This is a genomic window from Bacillus sp. D48C, assembly GCF_053345735.1.
The window spans coordinates 190,172-210,552 of the sequence record NZ_JBKFAQ010000010.1; the positions used below are offsets into that span (position 1 = coordinate 190,172).

22 protein-coding genes and 3 pseudogenes are annotated in these 20,381 nt (G+C 30.4%); 12 read left to right on the top strand and 13 right to left on the bottom strand.

Annotated elements, in window-relative coordinates:
• Window position 1 precedes the first annotated feature (1 nt).
• From ACLBXA_RS22135 to ACLBXA_RS22145, 3 genes are all read left to right on the top strand, one after another.
• Window positions 2–442, top strand: coding sequence for a DNA mismatch repair protein (locus ACLBXA_RS22135; protein WP_081143351.1), 441 nt, complete (start codon window positions 2–4; stop codon window positions 440–442).
• Window positions 443–543: 101 nt separating this feature from the next.
• Window positions 544–2,307 carry a SulP family inorganic anion transporter gene (locus ACLBXA_RS22140; RefSeq protein ID WP_242297164.1) on the top strand — a complete coding sequence of 588 codons (1,764 nt, stop codon included), beginning with the start codon at window positions 544–546 and terminating at the stop codon, window positions 2,305–2,307.
• Between the two features lie 86 nt (window positions 2,308–2,393).
• Window positions 2,394–2,933, top strand: coding sequence for a hypothetical protein (locus tag ACLBXA_RS22145; protein ID WP_277489741.1), 540 nt, complete (start codon window positions 2,394–2,396; stop codon window positions 2,931–2,933).
• Window positions 2,934–2,980: 47 nt separating this feature from the next.
• On the opposite strand, the gene ACLBXA_RS22150 is transcribed toward ACLBXA_RS22145, so the two are convergent.
• On the bottom strand, window positions 2,981–3,454 hold the full coding sequence (locus ACLBXA_RS22150) for a DUF2178 domain-containing protein (RefSeq protein ID WP_277489743.1): 474 nt from the start codon (window positions 3,452–3,454) through the stop codon (window positions 2,981–2,983).
• Entirely contained in the window at window positions 3,447–3,665 is a 219-nt protein-coding gene (locus ACLBXA_RS22155; RefSeq protein ID WP_000151822.1) for a helix-turn-helix transcriptional regulator, read from the bottom strand. Before ACLBXA_RS22155 ends, ACLBXA_RS22150 begins: the two co-directional genes overlap by 8 nt.
• A 429-nt stretch (window positions 3,666–4,094) precedes the next feature.
• Between ACLBXA_RS22155 and ACLBXA_RS22160 the strand changes: the two genes are divergently transcribed.
• The 5 genes from ACLBXA_RS22160 (at window position 4,095) to ACLBXA_RS22180 (ending at window position 9,298) form a co-directional block, all read left to right on the top strand.
• Window positions 4,095–4,427 carry a nitrous oxide-stimulated promoter family protein gene (locus ACLBXA_RS22160; protein WP_277489750.1) on the top strand — a complete coding sequence of 111 codons (333 nt, stop codon included), beginning with the start codon at window positions 4,095–4,097 and terminating at the stop codon, window positions 4,425–4,427.
• A 236-nt stretch (window positions 4,428–4,663) separates the two neighbouring features.
• Window positions 4,664–5,095: a hypothetical protein gene (locus ACLBXA_RS22165; RefSeq protein WP_447617485.1), complete on the top strand. Its 432-nt coding sequence runs from the start codon at window positions 4,664–4,666 to the stop codon at window positions 5,093–5,095.
• Window positions 5,096–6,244: 1,149 nt separating this feature from the next.
• Entirely contained in the window at window positions 6,245–6,838 is a 594-nt protein-coding gene (locus ACLBXA_RS22170; protein WP_447617486.1) for a TasA family protein, read from the top strand.
• A 339-nt stretch (window positions 6,839–7,177) separates the two neighbouring features.
• Window positions 7,178–8,104, top strand: a complete 927-nt coding sequence (locus tag ACLBXA_RS22175; RefSeq protein ID WP_277489758.1) for an ETX/MTX2 family pore-forming toxin — start codon at window positions 7,178–7,180, stop codon at window positions 8,102–8,104.
• 789 nt (window positions 8,105–8,893) lie between these two features.
• Window positions 8,894–9,298: a hypothetical protein gene (locus tag ACLBXA_RS22180; RefSeq protein ID WP_277489932.1), complete on the top strand. Its 405-nt coding sequence runs from the start codon at window positions 8,894–8,896 to the stop codon at window positions 9,296–9,298.
• Between the two features lie 42 nt (window positions 9,299–9,340).
• Here the strand turns inward: ACLBXA_RS22180 and ACLBXA_RS22185 are convergent, their stop codons facing one another.
• A complete protein-coding gene (locus tag ACLBXA_RS22185; RefSeq protein WP_277489762.1) occupies window positions 9,341–9,850 on the bottom strand; it encodes a DUF4367 domain-containing protein in 510 nt (169 codons plus the stop codon).
• 493 nt (window positions 9,851–10,343) lie between these two features.
• Between ACLBXA_RS22185 and ACLBXA_RS22190 the strand changes: the two genes are divergently transcribed.
• Window positions 10,344–11,303 (top strand): ETX/MTX2 family pore-forming toxin, encoded by a 960-nt coding sequence (locus ACLBXA_RS22190; protein WP_277489764.1) that lies wholly within the window; start codon window positions 10,344–10,346, stop codon window positions 11,301–11,303.
• Window positions 11,304–11,563: 260 nt separating this feature from the next.
• Here the strand turns inward: ACLBXA_RS22190 and ACLBXA_RS22195 are convergent.
• Window positions 11,564–11,725 (bottom strand): annotated as a pseudogene (locus ACLBXA_RS22195) (zinc ribbon domain-containing protein); the annotation flags it as partial.
• 43 nt (window positions 11,726–11,768) lie between these two features.
• Between ACLBXA_RS22195 and ACLBXA_RS22200 the strand changes: the two are divergent.
• Window positions 11,769–11,966: a hypothetical protein gene (locus ACLBXA_RS22200; RefSeq protein ID WP_277489765.1), complete on the top strand. Its 198-nt coding sequence runs from the start codon at window positions 11,769–11,771 to the stop codon at window positions 11,964–11,966.
• A gap of 134 nt (window positions 11,967–12,100) precedes the next feature.
• Here the strand turns inward: ACLBXA_RS22200 and ACLBXA_RS22205 are convergent, their stop codons facing one another.
• From ACLBXA_RS22205 to ACLBXA_RS22220, 4 genes and pseudogenes are all read right to left on the bottom strand, one after another.
• Complete coding sequence (locus tag ACLBXA_RS22205; protein ID WP_090979186.1) at window positions 12,101–12,937, bottom strand: TIR domain-containing protein; 837 nt, start codon at window positions 12,935–12,937, stop codon at window positions 12,101–12,103.
• A gap of 248 nt (window positions 12,938–13,185) precedes the next feature.
• On the bottom strand, window positions 13,186–13,758 hold the full coding sequence (locus ACLBXA_RS22210; protein WP_277489767.1) for a tyrosine-type recombinase/integrase: 573 nt from the start codon (window positions 13,756–13,758) through the stop codon (window positions 13,186–13,188).
• A gap of 598 nt (window positions 13,759–14,356) precedes the next feature.
• Window positions 14,357–14,544 (bottom strand): annotated as a pseudogene (gene hfq, locus ACLBXA_RS22215) (RNA chaperone Hfq).
• 22 nt (window positions 14,545–14,566) lie between these two features.
• Window positions 14,567–14,902: a transposase gene (locus tag ACLBXA_RS22220; protein WP_242808440.1), complete on the bottom strand. Its 336-nt coding sequence runs from the start codon at window positions 14,900–14,902 to the stop codon at window positions 14,567–14,569.
• Between the two features lie 511 nt (window positions 14,903–15,413).
• Here ACLBXA_RS22220 and ACLBXA_RS22225 point away from each other — a divergent pair.
• Together ACLBXA_RS22225 and ACLBXA_RS22230 are read left to right on the top strand one after the other, a co-directional pair.
• A complete protein-coding gene (locus tag ACLBXA_RS22225; RefSeq protein ID WP_277489768.1) occupies window positions 15,414–15,974 on the top strand; it encodes a hypothetical protein in 561 nt (186 codons plus the stop codon).
• 671 nt (window positions 15,975–16,645) lie between these two features.
• Window positions 16,646–16,813: pseudogene (locus ACLBXA_RS22230) on the top strand (DUF4030 domain-containing protein); the annotation flags it as partial.
• 375 nt (window positions 16,814–17,188) lie between these two features.
• Here the strand turns inward: ACLBXA_RS22230 and ACLBXA_RS22235 are convergent.
• The 5 genes from ACLBXA_RS22235 to ACLBXA_RS22255 form a co-directional block, all read right to left on the bottom strand.
• Window positions 17,189–17,665, bottom strand: a complete 477-nt coding sequence (locus ACLBXA_RS22235; protein ID WP_277489770.1) for a GIY-YIG nuclease family protein — start codon at window positions 17,663–17,665, stop codon at window positions 17,189–17,191.
• Window positions 17,666–17,684: 19 nt separating this feature from the next.
• Window positions 17,685–18,740 carry a hypothetical protein gene (locus tag ACLBXA_RS22240; protein WP_277489773.1) on the bottom strand — a complete coding sequence of 352 codons (1,056 nt, stop codon included), beginning with the start codon at window positions 18,738–18,740 and terminating at the stop codon, window positions 17,685–17,687.
• 309 nt (window positions 18,741–19,049) lie between these two features.
• Entirely contained in the window at window positions 19,050–19,328 is a 279-nt protein-coding gene (locus ACLBXA_RS22245) for an AbrB/MazE/SpoVT family DNA-binding domain-containing protein (RefSeq protein ID WP_000648344.1), read from the bottom strand.
• Window positions 19,329–19,757: 429 nt separating this feature from the next.
• Window positions 19,758–20,018: a hypothetical protein gene (locus ACLBXA_RS22250; protein WP_098289593.1), complete on the bottom strand. Its 261-nt coding sequence runs from the start codon at window positions 20,016–20,018 to the stop codon at window positions 19,758–19,760.
• A 29-nt stretch (window positions 20,019–20,047) separates the two neighbouring features.
• The gene (locus tag ACLBXA_RS22255; protein ID WP_000440217.1) at window positions 20,048–20,236 is read right to left on the bottom strand and encodes a hypothetical protein; all 189 of its coding nucleotides are present in this window, start codon (window positions 20,234–20,236) and stop codon (window positions 20,048–20,050) included.
• Window positions 20,237–20,381: the final 145 nt, after the last annotated feature.

Consider the following 20,381-nt stretch of genomic DNA (forward strand, 5'->3'; position numbering starts at 1 on the left):
ATTGAGCAATGAGGCTAAAAGAGAAGATATCATCCAACATGGAATTGAGATATTTCACTCTATAGGAGCTCATCACGTTTGTAATGTTTGCATTAAAAGTGGGTATTCTTGTTGCGTTTCATGTCAACATTTACAAGATGGTATTGGATGTCAAAAAAGGAACACAGCTTGTACAGCATGGTTATGCGGCATTCAGAACTTTTTGTTTGATCAAATAGGATTATTAGAAGAATGGAATCGTTTTTGGACTGAAATTCCAGGACAGATGTTTCGTAGAGATATTACTCCAGATAAAGTAAAAGTCACTACGTTTATTGATACGAAGAAGCTAGATAGTCGAGCTGGAGAACTTCTAGCGGAAAGATTACAATTCCATGTACAACAAGGTGGAGATATAGGAAAATTAGAACGTCATTTAAGCAAAACTTATAGTAAGTATTAGGATGTCGTTTTCTTTGATAAAAATTAAATCCTCCTGTATAAAACGAATGAGACACATAGTTTTAATCCGGGTTTATTAAAAAGAGAAAAGAAGGGTTTGTAATGAGAGGTTTATTTACGGGAAGGTTTGAAGGATATTCATTAGGGCATTTTCAAAAAGATCTTCTTTCAGGACTGATTGTTGGAGTTGTTGCGATTCCTCTTGCTATGTCTTTTGCCATAGCTTCTGGTGTAAAACCAGAGTATGGAATTTATACAACGTGTATTGCCGGGATACTTATTTCTCTATTTGGTGGTTCAAGGTATCAAATTGGAGGGCCTACAGGGGCTTTTGTTCCCATTCTTTTAGGGATTGTCATTACTTATGGGTATGAAAATTTACTACTCGCTGGTTTGATGGCTGGAATTATCTTATGCCTTATGGGAATTTTTAAATTAGGTTCGTTAATTAAGTTCATACCACGTCCTGTAACAATTGGTTTTACTTCAGGTATTGCTGTTATTATATTCACTGGACAAATTGCTAGTTTTTTAGGTTTAACAGGCATAGAAAAACATGAGGACTTTATAGCAAACTTGAAAGAAATATTTACTCATATCGGTACCACTAATTTTTATAATGTAGTAACTGCTTTGATTTGCTTCTTCGTTATACTCGTAACACCAAAAATTTTGCCAAAAGTACCGGGTTCATTAGTAGGTGTTTTGATTTCAACTATAATTGCAACTATATTTTTCTCAGGTCATGTACCTACTATTGGTACAGCATATGGTACGATTCCAAATACACTGCCTCAGTTTGATATACCAGAGATCACAATAGAGCGTATCCAACATTTAATTGGCCCTGCGTTTGTTATTGCTATGTTGGGCGGTATTGAGTCCCTTTTATCTGCTGTCGTTGCAGATGGGATGACAAATAGTAAACATAACAGTAATAAAGAACTTATTGGTCAAGGAATTGCTAATATTGTTACCCCATTATTTGGAGGAATTCCGGCGACTGGAGCAATTGCTCGAACAGCAACGAATATTAAAAGTGGCGCTGTTTCACCCATGTCCGGTGTGATTCACGGAGTATTTGTGTTATTTACGCTTCTACTGCTAGCTCCATACGCCTCGCACATCCCACTTGCTAGTATGGCTCCTATTTTAATGGTTGTAGCGTGGAATATGAGTGAGCAACAGCATTTTGTTCATATACTTAAAATGAATACCGGAGATTCTCTTGTATTACTAGTAACATTTTCCCTTACTGTATTTACAAGTTTGACAACGGCTGTGGAAATCGGTCTTATTTTAGCTATTATTTTGTTTACAAAACGTATGAGTAATATGCTTGTGATGTCAAAAGTGCTTCCTGATCATACAACAAAGAATGAAAAATTATTACCGCATGTGGTAAATAATGCTCATGATTGCCCTCAAATTAGTATTTACACAATAGAAGGTCCATTATTTTTTGGAGCTGCGCAAACATTCGAACAAAACATTTTAGCGACAATTCATTATAGACCCAAAATTCTAATCTTACGTATGGGCAAGGTTCCTTTTATTGACACAACAGGCGAAGCCTACTTTAGGAATATTGTCCAACATTTTAAAAACCAAGGTGGCGTACTTCTCATTTCAGGGGCTCAATCAGAGTTGAAAACAACTCTAATTAAAAATGGATTATATGCTGAGATTGGAAAAGAGAACTTTTTTGATCATACAGGAGAAGCAATTAACTGTGCTTTAAGACATTTGAATAAAGCGAAATGTGTAGGATGTAAACATTTTGCTTTTCATGAATGTGCCCAGCTCTCCCAACAATGCCAGGATATTAATACAATAAAAAACAAATCAAAAGCATTAGAATTTTAAAAAATATATTTCCTATACAAAGTTTACTTATTTTGATTTACTCTTTTAAATATTTTGCTAAAAAGCAGAAAAGGAGAATGTTTAATTTGGCGAATGCGAAGAAGATTTTTATAAAGTTTCAACAAGAAGGATTTTCATACATTCAAAAAATGATCATTACACAGCAAGAAGAGAATATATTCCTTACATTTCAATGCAAAAAAAATTGTACAACTAGTACCCTTTCAATAGATGATAAAAAGAATTACGAAAAAGCTATATCGTTTTTTTCTCATGCTTCTGGTGGTGTAATTATATGGGGAATAGATTCAAATAAAAATAATAATGGTGTTCACATAGCTAAAAAAATTCACCCTATCTCTAATGGAAAAGAATTTTTTAATAATCTAAATGATTTATTATTTAAAAATCCCAACAATACAAACCAGGATGTTAGAAATATATATATTCCTTTGCCTAAAGAAGTAAACCGTGGATTTGTAATCACCTATGTCCCCAGGAAAGACTATCTATTAAAACTTAATGACTACTATACAAAAACCAGGGATAACTTTGCAATGATGATGGGACAGATTCTATTAAATGATATGTTAGAAAATAGAAAATTGTTAAGGGAATCACTATAAATCATGCATATAAAGGAACCCTCTTGCTTTTACAAGAGGGTCTCACTTTACATTATTTTATTTCGGTATAAAGATAAATAAAAAACTGTCATTTGAATAAAGAAAACACTAAATACAATGTATAAGGGATATCCTGGAATATACATATTAAAAATAGGAGAAAGCACTAAAAATCCAATTGCGATGATTAACACATACCATAGTGAAACAAATGCTGTACGACAAGCTCTTTCAGTAATTAACTTTTCACGTTCGTCTTCTAGGGGAAACAATAGTGGATACATCAGATATGAAAGGGCGTTATATTTCTTCCTCTGTATTTTATAAAAAATTGTTATTACAATACCTATAACTAATAAGAATAAGACTGGTGTAATATTTAATGATACTTCAAAGGCTACTTTCTTAGCTTCAATAATATTGGCAAGTTCTATAATGTCGTAATAAAGTTCAATGAATACCCAACATGCTAATGCCATAATAAGTACATTAATTACATAAGAAATCATCAATCTATTCATCCTCTTCTTCCTCCTTATTTAATACAAACACTTCTTCCATCTTCAAATCAAACACATCACAAATTGACAATGCTAGTAATAATGAAGGGACGTAATCCCCTTTTTCAATTGCTGCGATCGTTTGCCTCGTCACTCCAACTTTTTCAGCTAATACACTTTGTGTGAAATTAAAACGAGCTCTAATTTCCTTTACTTTGTTAAAAATAGTCAAGTTCGCCACCTCTTACCTTCAATATATACCAGACTTAACAAAATGTAAAATCAACTTAACATTCATTCCGCTAATAATTCAACTTTATAATAAGCGGTACCACCACACATTCATCAATTTAAAAATTGTATAGTGCTCCTAAAACAAAACGCAGATTCCGTGCTCTAAGGCTGAATTATTTGATATAGCAGTAAACTTCAAATACTCCCCACCTTCCAATAGAATCAATTAATAACTTTGAAAAATCAAGTGAACTCTTACTGTTCAAGACCTTTAGACACACGAAGCTCATAAGAAAAAGAAAGATGTATATTTAAGCCTTAGGAAAGAGATAAACATTAGAAAAACTGTCAATAAAAATTCAAGTACACTCTCTAAAAAAGTTTTACAATCAAAGCAGTGAGACTTTGAAACAGGAGGCACCAACCTATGAATCGAATTGAACGTGAAGAGAAAACAATTAGCATAATGATTGATATGTATTGTAAAAACGAACATAAACAAGATAAAATATGTGAAAAATGCAAAAAATTAAAATGTTATGCTTATTTCCGTCTATCAAAATGTCCATTTCAAGAAAAGAAACCAGCATGTCAAAATTGCAAAATTTATTGTTATAAACCAGATATGAAAAGTTTAGTTAAGGAAGTTATGAAAAAGAGTGGACCGAGAATGATCTTAAAACATCCATATCTCACGCTCATGCATGTTGTTGACACAATGAAGAATCCTCCTAGCTTACCAAATAGAAAAAAGGAATAAAAGAATTCTATATAAGTTTTAAACAATCTTCTTTTTCAAAATGCATTCATTTTATGTGCCAGAGAACAAGGATTTGTAGACTATATTTAATCAAATCTTTTTTCAAAGCTACAAAGTTAAATAGAGCCTATCTATCACTACATCAAAGTAACATTTGCATCCTTTATTTTGACCATTTAATATAATTATATTAATATATTGATATAAATATTTTAAATTTTATAGGAGGTCATATCTTGGCAAAAAAGAAACGTTCTTCAAAAACACAAAATGTTCAAAGCTGTAACCAATGGAATTCAAACATTTCTTCTGTATCAACTGAAAATACTAACTCAAAAGAAAGCAATATGATTCTTACCACATTTAATCAAGCTGCTATTATAGTGCTAGTATTTACAGCTTTAGCCTACGCTTATGCTGCTTTATTTAAATATGGATACCATAGTTTTTATGATTTAACTGATTATTCTTTATTAAAAATAGATACAAGTGATTTAACTCGATACTTTTTGGAAATATTTCCTTGGTTAGCAACTACTTTAACTATTTATATTTTTGCAAGATATGTTTTCCTTATACCAGAATTACTGTTAAAGCGGAAAGGCGTTAAAAGTAAAATAATTCTATCATTGATGATTTTATTCTTTATCAGTCCTCTAATAGGATGAGTCTTTATAATAGACATATATAGTAACTGGTATATATCAATCTGGTGTATTATTTATGTATTTACATTGGCATATTATTTTCTTCCTCCCATTGTACAAAAATATATACAGGTGGTTTTATCACCATTTAAACCATTTAAAACAATTGCAATTATAGTTTTTATTTTGGTGTTAGGGTTCATTTCTTTTAGATTAGGTGCAGAATCTGCTGAAAGACAAAGGAAATATTTAATCTTCAATCAAAACAATCAAGACCAAATTGTAATTAGCAGTAGTGGCAATTACTTAATAACCGCTCCTTTCAATAAGAATAAAGGAACAATAGAACCAACATTCTATGTTATGCCTATAAAAAATCAAATAATCTTAAAAACAAAAAAACTATCTAAAGCTCTAAAAGTTGCCCCAGTATATGAGAATATTAATACGTCAAAAACACCTTGATGCAAATAAGGTGTTCTTCATATATTTCTTACTACAAATATGAACGATATTATCCTTTTTGCAGTTTTAAATTTAATCAAATCTATTGTAATTACACAGATTAAAATATCTATTCGATTTCAAAAATAGCATAGGGAATGTATACAAAAAGATCACTTGTCTTGGAAACAAGTGATCTTTTCATTAGATAAATTGCTACTTGCCAACAGCAGGTAGTTGTTATCCTATTCATATGTTCAATAGATATTATATCACATTTTTCAGTTATATAGACGGAATTATTTCTAATGAAATGAGACCGAAAATATTTCAAAAGGTACCATTAATTATTTAGCACTTTAAAAATGAAATTTTGAACCTTTCGAAGCACTAAATTAGCTAGATTTTAATATACTTCAAAAGGTGTACCTTTTGATGCGTATTAAAAATCATTATTCTTATTATAATGAGGAGTTAATCTTAATTTGTTTTTGCAGAAGTTTTGATAACATATTTAAGTATTATATAAGAAGAAAATTATGAATCTAAATTTTTTATTTTTGGTACGTTTAATTTATGGAAAATAGATAATAAAATAATTTTCTCAATAAGTACTATTCTTATTTCAATACAAAATTTTTACAATTAATGCTATACCTGTATTAAGGGGATCGTTTTAGTTGATTAGGGAGAAAAATTGTAAAAATGATATGGGAGGAACAAAAAATGTCATTGAAAAAGAAATTAGGTGTTGGAGTGGTTTCAGCCGCTCTTGGTTTATCCTTAATTGGTGGGGGAACATATGCATATTTTAGCGATCAAGTTGTAACAAATAATACATTTGCTGCAGGTACATTAGATTTAGCTATGCAGCCAACTACTTCACTTAACTTAGAAAATTTAAAACCTGGGGACAAAATATTAAAGAAATTCAATTTAACAAATAGTGGTACATTAGACATTAAAGATATCATGATGAAAATAGACTATAATGTAAACGATTTAAAACAAAACAATATTTCAGAAGATTTCGGCAAACATATTAAAGTACAATTTCTTTTGGATTGGGATCCTGCGAAAAGCCCTGTATACGAAACAACTCTTGCAGAACTAAAATCACAAAACCCAGAGATTGCTTCCAAAAAAGTATTTCATTCCAAGTGGATTGAAACAGGAGGATTAAAATCTGGGAAAATGGATTGGTTTTGGATAAAGTTTATATTTGAAGATAACGGAACGGATCAAAACATGTTCCAAGGGGATAGTATTGCGTTAAAAATAGAGTTCCAAGCCAATCAAACAGAAGGAAGAGAAAGATAATCTTACAAAAATATTTTTGTGAAAATGTAAAACTGAGCTTGTAATTTTTTATAATTTGTAAAATCGACCATCAAATATCCATATAAAAAACCAGTGATATCAATACATGTGTATAATATCACTGGTTTTTATGAGTTTAACATTTTGTAAGTTTTGTAAAACTCATTTCAAATTATAAATTCTTCTAATTAGATTCAAGTATATAGTTACTTATTTCTATCTTTATAATATTAATTTAGATGAATAATTCATAAAAAATACAAAAAATAAGTTATTCATACAACTCAATGCATGATACCTTAAAAATGTACTCTAATACAAAAAGAGGAGGATGAATGTATGAGGAAAAAGGGCGTACTGCTTAAATGGATGTGTAGCTTAACAATTGGTATGGCGAGCCTAACAATAGGTGGTTTAAATACTTCTGCAGATGAAGTATCAGATTCTTTAGCAGATGTAGGTTTTCTCTATGGAAGCTATCTCTACGACACTGGTCAGCATCAAAAGAATACACTACCTATAACCTACCCAATGAGAGAAGTCAACAATTATAAAATTATTGATAAATCTGTTTCTCAAATTGGAGATACAATATACGAAGATGGTCCAGCTTTGTTTATTGGCACTGATATTCTTGCAAATGAAACAAATGTAGATCAAGAGTTAAAAACAATTCAGTTTGAAAAAACATTAACAGAATCAGCCACAGCGACAACCACACATTCTGTAGGTGTAGGTATGGAGGAAAGTGTAAAATTTGATTTCTTTATTGGTGAGGGTTCAGCTAAGTTTACAGTAAACTATAATTTCACCAACACAAGCTCTGATACAACAACAGAATCTATTAAATATACGTTGCCTTCGCAAACAATTAAAGTACCTGCTAATGCTAAATATCAGGTTCAATGCATTCTAGAAACTCAAAAAGCAAAAGCTAACGTTCAATTAAACCTCGATATTCTTGGTAATGCTAAATACGCGTATAACAACACTGCACCTTACACTCCTTTATACGAAAGTGGAGCTAATATGGTAAAACTTTTGAATGATCAAAATCCTGGTCCTGTCGTTTCATGGTTAGATAAAGAATGGGAAAAATGGGAGTATAACAATGGAAAAGCAAGGTACAAAAATGGAAAAGGTACAGTTTCAGCTGATTATGGTACGAGAATGTACCTTGTAGTTAAAGATGTAACAAATACTAAGGCGAGAAGTGATAAAGAAATTGCTAGAATTCCTGTTACACCAATCAAAAAACAAATCTAACATAGAAAATGTACTTTTATAGGTAAACCAAGTCTTCCATACATTATAAAATACCTAAAGAAAAATTGTTCAAATGGTTGTAACTTTGTAAACTAGAACTTGAACAATTTAAAAATAATCATAATCTTTAATGATATTTACTTATAAAAAAGCCCGTGATATCAGTACGTAATATCACGGGCTTTTTGGAGTTTAATATTTTGTATCTTTTGTAAAACCCATGTTTTATTACATATCAACTAAAAAGTAGTCTTTAATCATTCTAGGCTCTACTACCATCACTTCTGATTCATCAAATAAGATAATACATAATTTCATATTCCCAAACTGTTCGCCTGTTTCAGACAACCCCACCAGGTACTTTAATTAAATATGAAATTCCCATGTATTTTCCACCATCCTTTATTAGTTATATAGTCTAACATACTAAATCAATATATGTTTCTTATATAGGTAACATATATTGATTATTTTTTTATTAATGCAAAACATTATTGTATTATTTTACGTTTTATGATAAGGAATAGTTTGTGTAATGAACATGGATTTCTTTTTGATTCTATATGAAATTGAACTATTTCATCCCCCTCCTATTTTCGGATTACATTTGACTCTAAATTTTCCGCTTACTTATTTATACTAAAAATAGCAGAATTTCATTTGTGGTATAATTTTCTGAATAGATTTTATTTTTGGAAAATATTGTTGAATATTGGTAATATTTACTGTATGTTTAACATATACTAGTAAGTTATAAAAAAATAGAGAACTGGGGATGATTTTGTGAAAATGCTAAAGAGAAATATCTTTGTGTTATTTGCAGTTATTATCGGTTTCACTACAATTGGAGTTAGTTCAGCAAGTGCTTATACAAGTCAAAAATTCCCTGTAAGACCAGAAAGATATGGTGAATGGGATGGCGTAACTATTAGTAAACACGTTGGTGGAGACATTGCAGTAAGAGTTTGGCAACAAGGTGTTCACAGTGGACAGCAAGCGGAAACGCAATGGGTTTTAACAAGTTGGGAAACTGGAAAAAGATATACTCAATATTTGAAATATGATTATGATGGCGCATTCACTTTTAAAAACGTTCCTTATGGTTCTTATTCACTAACATGGACATCTTTAACAGGTGCAAAAACAGAGGGATGGTTCTATGTAGCAATGCCAGGTGGATCGGTTTATAAATAAAAAAAGAGGGTGTGTATGTTTAAAAACATACACACCCTCTTTTTATAATTTCTGCATTGATTGAGCTAGTGTAATTAATTCTTGTTTAGAAATTCTTGAACTAAATAACTCAATCATTGTTCCATCTTGTACCCACATTAATTGTCCGCCTTGTACGTCTTTAATTCTTTTTGTTGGTGTTAATGGATGAAACACACCATTTATATTGTTTATTTTCACTCTTTCTCCATGTTCCCCAGGTTGAATATCATTACCTGTTGCCGCCTTTTCAATAATTGCCACTTTTAATTGCGTTCCTGCCCTATTCAAAAAATGTATTTGTACTTTTTCCATATTTTTATGTACTTGCTCTGGATATTTTAATTCTATATTCCAATCTTTTGCTATCTCTTTAGGAATAAAACAATTAAAAGAAGTCTGTCCTTTTAATTCATTCAGGGAAAATCCTTTATTAACCATATCCTCATTTTCAGCATAAATAATGCTATTAAACAGACTACCTGTCATGAACAGAAACAATGCCGCCATTACCTTGAAAACAATATTTTTCATATTTTATCTCCTACCACAACGAATTTTACTATTAGTATTTGATTCCATTAGAAACTTTATACTAATTAGGGGTAGCACCACATGCTGGTGACCCCTTATAGAAATTTACAAAATGATTTAAAAATATTAAAAAAGTAAAAATTACAGAGGATTTAGTCGTTTTTAATCGAATTGTATATTTTAATTGGATTTAGTTTATATAATTTAATTAAAACGTTTACTTCAGGCAGTGGGTATACGAATGTAAATTGTGATTTAGTGTATCAAAAAAAGAGTATTATAAATCTTAGTTTGAAACCATCCCATACATTTGTAAGAAGTGAATATGATTAAATAACAAGTACTTATGATACAAAAATAGTAAAATATACAATGAAGGGTGATTGGATTAAAGATAATAGTTAGCTTAATTTATTTACGGAAAAAAAGGTTAAGCATGCAGTAGTTACAGTTACTAAAAATCAAATAATTATGTGAAGGAGATTTTTAGAGCATGAAAAAAATTGTAGTTAGAAGTTTTTTATTGATAGGTATAGCATTAGGAGGAATCAGTATTACAAAACCTATACACGCAGAGGGCTTACCTGGATCAATAAATCAACCAGCATGGTCTGAAATGCAAATTGGTATGGGGAAAATAGCTTATTGTGCCGGATATGGTTATACTGGACCACGTGAATCGTGGAACTTTCCTATTCCATCTGAAAATAGAGGAATTAATCTTGTGCAACAATTCTCTCAGGGATATGGACCGTATGGCGTATTACCTACAAATCAATATGTAGAACTGGCAGGTGAACCTGTGATTCAAGACTCTAAATCACTTTCGGTTGGAAATAGTACTTTAACAAATGAAACTAATCAGGAAATGAATATGAATACTCCTGAATTTTCATATGAAAAAACTTATTCGACAACTACCACTACAACTAAAGCATTCGATTTAGGGATTAAGCAAACTGAAACAATAAAGATCCCATTAGTTGAACATCAAACTGAAATAAGTGCAGGATTTTCAATGAGCAACACAGGTTCTACAGAAGAAAGTACCAAATCAACATATACAGTACCGTCTCAATCTATTCCAACACTTCCTGGTCATTCATACAAGGTAGAATACATGTTAGCTATAGGTAAGGCATCTGGGAAAGTGAATTTTTATGGTGATGCTACAGGAACACTACCAATATTAGATGCACCTGAATATCATACATTAGGCTTCTTGGGCGCTGGTGATGCTTTGAGTATTGGTGAAAAAAATATTTATTATGGAGACCAATTTAAAGAATCTTGGGTAAGAAAAGACGAGAAAACCATTTCTTACAAAGGCGGTCAAGCAACTTATGAAGCTGAATATGGTTATGACTTTTTCATGAAAGTAACGGATACTACTACAAATAATGTTAGAAATTACAGCATCAAGGATTTTAGAGTACGAACTAATAACCTTTAATATAATTCTCAAAAGACCTTCGGGATAAAATCTTAAATTAATTAAAAAGGTGTTTCATCACTATTGTTGTATCTAAATGGAACATGGCAATATTTACTTCTTTTTTGGGACACTTAATAAAAATAGCCACAGTCTATTTATAAATAGATTGTGGCTATTTTTGTTAAATTTGCTGCTGTCTTTTGTTTTCTCAATCCAGCATATTCATAGAAAATACCCCAGAATATTGCGTTAATATCCTTATTATCGTGTGTACGCTAAGAAGGGCAGTCCCATGTATGTAGCTTCAGAATTTTAACGTTTTGGTATTAACAACAAGAACATAGTTGGCTAGAAACAAATGTTTTTGATTCAACAATAACTTGTTTGACGTACCATGTTGCTTTATATACTAACATGGTTTGAAACTGTGACCATGACAAATTGAACAACTAAGGCTGAATCCTAAATTCGTCTACAACTGATATGGAGTATTTTGTATTAATCCCCCTTTTCGGGGGATGGGCAAAAACATCCATTTATATAAGAGAATATACTTTGCAGGATAAAAGTATAAAATCCATTAAAGTGGAACCCTGGCGTTCGTTTAAAGAGGAAATGAAGGTGCTTGGTATTAATGACAGTGACATTTTTCAGATTCAACTAATTGAAAAGCGAGTGTGAATTAAAAACCTTAATAATATCATATAATCATAAAAAAGAGTCCTTATTATTAGGACTCTTTTTTATAGTCTAATTGCAAACTTTTAGTCATTTCGAATAAATAATTCTAAATCAACATTAATTGTAATAAATTATTAAAATAACTTATTTGCATCTAAATCGTAGCCAGCATTTTTTAACTCTTTAAATAACTCCATGTGCCAACCAGTTTCTGAATCATAGTTAATATATACAACTCCTGATATATCATTTGGTTTTTCAATATTATCTTTAACTAATGCACAAACATTGGATCTTCCCAATTTTGCAATTAGATATCCATGTTCAAATACAACATTTTGTCTAGCTCTTATTTGTAGTTCGGCATCATTTTTAGCCTTACCTAAATCACAGGGCGTATAAAGTACAATTCCAAAACCTACATCTGTATTATTTTCTATTTTTTCAATAATTGTTGTGCCACCACTAGCTTGTTCATGTAAAATTATTGGTTTCAAATCTAACCTTTCTAAAAATCTAGCGACGGCAATTTTTACACTCACATCATGTCCATGTACTATAAATACTTTTTTATTATCAATTTCAGTAGATGAAGGGCTTGCTGATAGCTTTGGAAGTTCTTGCATTCTTACTTTAGCTTCTTTTAATAATTCTGTCGTTACGTCTTTAGTATATTGATCACTATCAAAAGCGTCCTCTTTTTCTATAAACATAATCACATTAGCTGGTAATTCAGCGTCTATTCTGCTTACTATAGTTTTTATAGGCAATTCGGTAGTTTTCACGTTTAACCTAACTATATTTGGTTCTTTTAAAAAATAACCGTCGAATTGTAGTTCTTCTTTTTGTAGGTATGGTAAAATTATTTCTTCAATAATTTTATTTTTGTCTTCTTTATCATACTCATATAGATGTAAGTTTTTAGTAGATCCAGAAATGTTTGTTACTTCCATGTGCACTTGATACAACATTTATTTCAATCCCCTTTTTACTATAATTTATAGTTGTGTTAATCTGTATAAATCTATATTTGGCACTATAATTATACTTTCAATTCCATATTTTATATACCTATTCGTATTTAATAATCCATAAGGATGCTTATTTTCTTTCAATGCTTGCTCACTTCTTTAAATCTTGGTGCATAAATTGTCTCTCTTTTAATTATATTAATTAAATAAAAACATGACCAACTCATTTATTGTTGCTGAACACTAAATTAGATGCGAAATGTATCAAGTACATTATCTTTTTCTTCTTTATTAATTCCAATGTATCTTAGTGTAATTTGTGGTGTACTATGATTCAATATTTCTTGTAACATAGCAATATCTTTTGTTTGCTTGTAAAACCAATATCCAAATGTTTTACGCATAGTATGAGTACCTAAGGATTCTACGCCGGCAAAATCCCCGGCTTTTTGTAACTGTCGATAGGCTTGAATTTTACTAATGGGTTTATCACCTTTTCGAGAAGGAAATAACCAGGGACTTTTTAGATCCTCAGAGTATGGAAGTACTTCCTCAAAAATGGATGTAATATTTATGATACGTTCCTTTTTTGTCTTTCCTTCTTTCACTTTAAATTCTTTCCGTTTTTTTCGCTTCAATTTTAAAATTTCGTTCGTTTCCATTTTAAGTAAATCACTTACACGTAATCCTGTATTAATTCCAATTAGGAATAAAATGTAATCTCGTTCTGAACAATGACGTTTAAGAGACCATTTCATATCTTCGAGCTGTTCTTTGCTTCGAATTGGTTGTACATCAATTAAATGTTGCTTTTTATTCATTGGTTTTTCAATCCTTTTATTTTCAATGATTTGAATGTATACTTTTTTGTATGTTTTTATGATATCAATGAAATTAGATAAAAGTCAATATTTAAGGGGAAATGAAAGTAAACTTTTTGATATTAGTTTACATTCGTTTTTTTCATCATTTATCGTTTATTTTGTAATTATTTTCTCAATATAGATATATATGTTATTTATGGTTTTATATAGAATAATAACGAAAAATATAATATTATAAAAATTAAGCTGTTGTCATTTGTTTTTCCCTTACGCTAAAGATAAGATCATACTCTCCGATCTTATCTTTTTCATTTGTAGTTTCGTATTACAAAAAAGAGAATCCTTTTAATATTAAAAGGATTCCGCAACAGGAAAGAACAAGTATATAATAATAAAAAGAATTACCTATATTATAATTTAAAAATAAGACAAATATATTGATAAAATTCAGAATGCATTGAATATATATGTACCCTTATTTATAATTGATTATGAGTTGGAGTACTAATCTGTCATCTGTTCCTTTTTCTAAAGAAGATTGATTTCAATCTTCTTTTTTTTATTAGTTCCTCTTTCCTCGAAAAAAGGACAAGAATTACTTAAGAATTGTGGAAATAGCTTGCTTGTAGACTAGTTGTTGCTTACCATGAACTATCATAAGAACGGTGAATTTATCCATTGCAAGGATCTGCCCACGTATTGGAACGCCATTCATTAAAAATACAGTAACTTCCCCTTTTTTTCTTTCAATTGTTCATACATATCTTCTTGTAAGTTATACATGAAATACTCCCCCTAATTGTATCTACTTTTCTTTTAATGCTTGCTGCATCTCTTTGTTGTCTATTTGTATTTCCCATTCTTCTTCTATTTTTCTAAACCATTTTCCTATTTTGCTTACATAGTATCTTTTTACTTCACTATACGGAATCCAAATTTCACGTTCTTGTATTTGATTCATCACTTCATGAAGAATCTCATCATGTTCATACTTTTTAGGTCTTCTATAATGCGTTTTTACAAATTGTGAATATTCTCTACGTAACCAAGTAGAAATATGTTGTCTTTGTCTTTGCTTGAGATGTGACCATTTTTTATTTGTTTGAAGGATTTTTCCATTTACTTTTATGTGGTTTTTCATCGACACTCATCCCCTTTTACCAGCAAAACGAATATATAACTATCGTATCACATTTTAATTGAAATACGGCTCTAGGTACATATTTCGCAAGAAATCTATCCAAAATAAAAATAATATCTCCATTTGGGTGTTTTCTTAATCCCCCGAAAAGGGGGATTAAGAAAACCTCATTGTACCCACTTTTTATAAGAGATAGCACCAGACATTTTACGAAATTCATACAATTAGATAACAATAAAACTTTAATTAGCCCTCCCAAATTGTGCTCTTAAAGACAGTTAATCTACCATCTAACATTATATTTGTATTCGTAATTAAATTGATAAATAAAATACAGAATATTCAAATTATTAAACTGTAAATATCTTGAAACAGCGGTTTTAAAGGTAATAATCGTTGGATTTCATTATTTTTCCGCTTTCTGAAGGGTATATATTTTTATAGCTTTATGTATTAAGATAGAGCTGTGCTAGAAAATACCGGTAAAAAAGCATAAATAAGGAAAAAAGGGATGGGATTAAAAATGAAGACTGTATTAAGAAATATTGTATCGATGGTTCTTGTACTCGCTTTGTTTACAACTTCTTTCGCTGGAATCTCCAAAGCTCAAGAGATTAATAGTGAAGAAGAAAAATTAGTACAAGAAGTAGCTGCACAATTGAAGTTTGTTGTTGAAGAAGCTGCAGTTAAAGATAAACACGGAAGAGTTGTAGATATTGATATTGATATGATAGAAAACAAATATGGTAAAACCGAAGAATTAGAACAATTGAGACAAGAAATCCAACGTGTAAATACACCGCCTGGCTATGAGGATCCATTCAAACAAGAAACAGAAGCTGTAGATAACTGTATAGAAAGAAAACTTATAGCAAATTATAAAGAATTTCTATCAGTAGGCTTTATAGGTTCTATTATTGCTAATATTACTAACAAAGAATATGAATTAGCAGCTAGAAAAATGATTAGATTAGGCGTCAAAGGTAATTTAATTGGTTTAGCTGGGCAGCTTGCTTGGTATCTAGGTACATGTATATATGAAGAAGAAGGATGGACTGGAAAAACTTGGTGATTGATAAAAAACAACCTCTTATTTTCTAGAGGTTGTTTTTTTTGAAGAAAATAACCACATCATAATTTCAAAAAAACCTACTATAAATAGTGTTTTTATAAGGTTTTCAAACCAATTAAATTGATTATGATTTGCATAGTTAAAAGCTATTAATACAATATACAGTAGGACAATAAAAATTAACGGTCTCTTATATGTCAAACTCAAAATATTCACCCCTTAAATACTTACTTAGGAAAGTTACCTTAATACTATGTTAACCCAAAGCGCAATCACTTTCGATATTTTTCTATATTTCTCCACATTTGTAACACCCCCCCTTTTTTTAATAACACGTCTTCATAATAAATTTTCTTTGCTTGTTTATGCCCATCCACCGAAAAAAGGGGGATAAGCCTAATCCATAAGAAATTTAAACTTGATGTCAAAAAATGTAACTTTGTGAAACAGCTAAAAATGTAGAGTTTTTCACTTCAAAAATACAACTTATTTATATTTGATACATGTCGATACAGTTATAGAAGATGTGAAACATATATTTTTAAGGCTAATCCAAATGATATTTGGGATATTCTGTATTAATACCCCTTTTTCGGGGGATGGGAAAAGATACCCATTTCACACAAAATAGTACCCAAAACATACGAGACCGAATCCATTAAGCGGATTAATTAGGCACAAAAATTAGTAGTGCTGATCCAGATGCCAAAGAGTTTGGGAAGAAATTAGAAACAGAAATTACTGATTTGTTTAAAACAGAAGAAGTAAGCAAATGGATTGGAAGTAATTCATACATGATCGAAATTTATAGTAATGATAAACAAAAGATTAACTCATAAGGAATAATAAAAAAGAATGCACATAAAATGTGCATTCTTTTTTATTACTATATACCTAAGGACTTTGCAAGAAAATCTAATAAAGTTGTTGTTCCCAAAAGTAATGATATTATTTTTTCGAAATCACATCGAAAATCAATCTCTACTTCTCCTGATGATGATTTCTTATATTTAATAAAAATCAAATCATGTCACCTACTTTTTTTAATGTAGGCGTCGGAAGAAAGACATGTCTTGATATAAATTAAAAATTCCCTTATGTTGATATTATCTCATAACCAAAATGGTTTTACAACAAATATAAGAATGAGATATTTCGATCTTATTTTGTATGTATTCACCAGTAAGAGATACTCTTAGATTAATTAAAACATATTATTTATTTCCTCTGGTTTTATTATAGCCTCTTTTATAAGAATCGTAGGTTTCAATTGCATACCTTTCTAATTCATTCAAAGTATTAAAACCACTTTTTTCAAGAGCTATCATCTTGATTGTCCAATAATCTCCGTATTTGTAATCTGCATAAACATCTCCATTGCCCTTTCCAGTGAAATGATTGTTCACTCGATTTAAAACCTGCTTTCCTTGTCCCACATAATATAAATCTTTAGATTTATTATGTAATATATACACTCCTGCGAAGTTATAATTATTAGAATACAATGCTCTCCCTTTTCCACCGAAACTTTTATTTCTCATTTCTAAAAATTCCTTAGTCGTTAACTCTAAAGTATTATTAGCTAATCCGAAAATTTGTTCTCTAATTTTTTTTTGCTGACGAACTTGAAATATAAAGATTAAAATAATAAGTACTATAACAATAAATGGTAATAAGTACAAAAAGTCCATATTCGTACACTCCTTTTGATTAATGCAATGATGACTTCTCTCTCTTTTCTCTCATATATACTGCAAATTGCATCATTTCTTCTTGGGTAAATTGTTTTCCTTCAGTCGCCCCTTGTTTAGCCGACCCAATAAATACTAAATCATCCCATTTGGAGAATGGTGCTTCTCCTTTAAAAACCGTTTCACTATATCTTTTCCATTCCCCATTAATGTTCACTACATTATATCTTCCCTCATTTGCTAAGAAACTCATTGCAAACATTTTATCAGAGTAATAGAAATCACATTCCCTATTCGAATCGAGTAATTCTTCCCAACTAATATTAGCCTTTAAATCTTCTTCTGGAATTTCACGTTTCTCTGTTTCAATAAGTTCATAAGATGAAATTGGTAAATCGTCTAATTCATCATCATATACTTCTTTCATGATCCAACAGTCTTTACTAGCGTCTGCTGCATAATATTGATACCATTCATTGTCATGCGTTTTAAATACATAAATAAATCCATTTGTAACTGTCTTACGATAAGTTTCAACGATATAACTATGATTAAAATTCCCTGTTTGGTCATATAGTGTGTCATCATTATCATAAGTTTCAGTTTCAACAAAAAGTTTCTTTTTCTGTCCCTCAATTATATATTCATAGCCGTCTACTACTGGAAAGTCTTCTGGATACTCATTCATACACTCTTTTTCTAATAAACAGTCCTTCACTTTGCTTATAGCTGCTTTTGGAATCTCTTTTAACTTTACGAACTCTTCAAATTCATTATTAATATTTATTCCATAAGGCTCTAATATTTGATGCAATTCTCTAGCAACCCTTGTTTCTTCGTAAATCATATATTCATACTCTTCAGGATTGAATTCTGTTACTAAAACATATCTATCCAATGGGTTGATCGTATACGTATTTACCCATTTATTAGGCTGATTGAAAACTCCGTGTGGGATTAAATATCCCCATAGCACCACATACTTCTGAAATTTCTCTTCTGGTACTACAAAATACGAGGAACCATCGTTTGTTTCTCTTTCTAGTACACGTTTTCCACTGAACATTTTACGCATATATATACCCCCATGATTAGTACAAAATAATAAAATATAATGCTCATACTAAGTGTAATACTATCATATTTAAATTGAAATACGACTCTAGGTACATATTCCATAAGAAATCTATCCAATATAAAAATAATTTCGCCATTTCACATAAGATAGTATCCAAAACAGACGAGACGGAATCCATTAAGCGGATTAATTAGGCGGAAAATTAAATGTAGACATATTTATTATGTCGTTTGTTTTTTTATTAAACATTGCGGTACGTGAAATTATGTGTTTCTCTTACAAAAAAAAGCTCCTTGAAAGGAGCGTTTATTTTACAAGGTACTGTTCTATTTCTTTTATTAATAGTTCTGCACCTTCTGGACTTAATGAGATTTTCCCCTTTGCTAATGCTATGTTACGATTTGACACTTCTCCTGTTAATGCACAAACATGACCAGGCTGATACTTCTGTAAAATGATGTCTTCCCCTTCTACAAAAATCTCTAATGGTGATTTTTCTTTAATCCCAAGCGTATTTCTAAGTTCCTTTGGAATTACTATACGCCCTAATTCATCCACTTTTCTAGTTACTCCGGTTGCTTTCATCCAGCATATTTCCCCATTTCATTATCAATTTGTACCCAATTTATTCTTTACTATTGTAACAGGCTTTCACCATACATGAGAAACATAATGAACCAAAAACAGACCATCATAATAAGAAATTCTTTAACCCCTTGCTGAAAGGAAATACGCCCTTCTTCCATTCTACATGCCCCTTTTCTCTACAATTTTTTATATGTTAAAATATAGAGGAAAGAAACCTGCCAATTTCTTTCCCAGACGGTCACTCATGACTTTGCTCTTTGTTTGCTTTTGCAAATGAAGAGCTTTTATTTTGCATACTTATACTTACTTTCTAACATTGCATAACGCAATAACTTTAACTTTGTTTCTTTTTTCAATGCTTTCCATTCCGATACAGCAATCTTCATTTTCCATTCCTCCAATAATTAAATTTGTTATTTATATAACTTATAAGTTCCAGTTGTAAATCTTTCTAATTTGTTTATCGCTAAATCCTTCATGAACAGCGAAGATTTCTGGAAAATCAGAGATACACAAATCAATAATTGTATTGTCTGTTGTTCTTATATAGTAATACTGAACAGCTCCCTCATAATCCGAATATAAATAGTATTTATGAATTCTATAATTTAATCCATTTTTCTCTAATACCTCATAAAGCTTATTTTTAGTTTCATCCATTACGTCAAAGATAGTTAACTGCTCCATTATTAACAGCTCCTCATCGCGTAAATTTACTAAACTAACTCTAAGAACAAGGTTGTTTCATTATGTTCATTGGTATGCACATTAAACCTTTTTCCTGTAGCTTCTAATGCACTAAAAAGCATTCTTTTATATCCTTGATCCATGAAATCTACACTGATTTGACCATGATTCATAATAAATTGAAGATCAGCCATCATCTTTTTTACTTTCCGTTCCATGTAATAACCTCCTCAATAAAGTTATATAACTTATATAACTATTCTATTCCTCATTTTTCTGGTTGTCAATATAAGTTATATAACTTATAATATTTTTTATAGAGGAGGTTGCTATATGGCTGTTAATAAAGACAAGTACACTCAA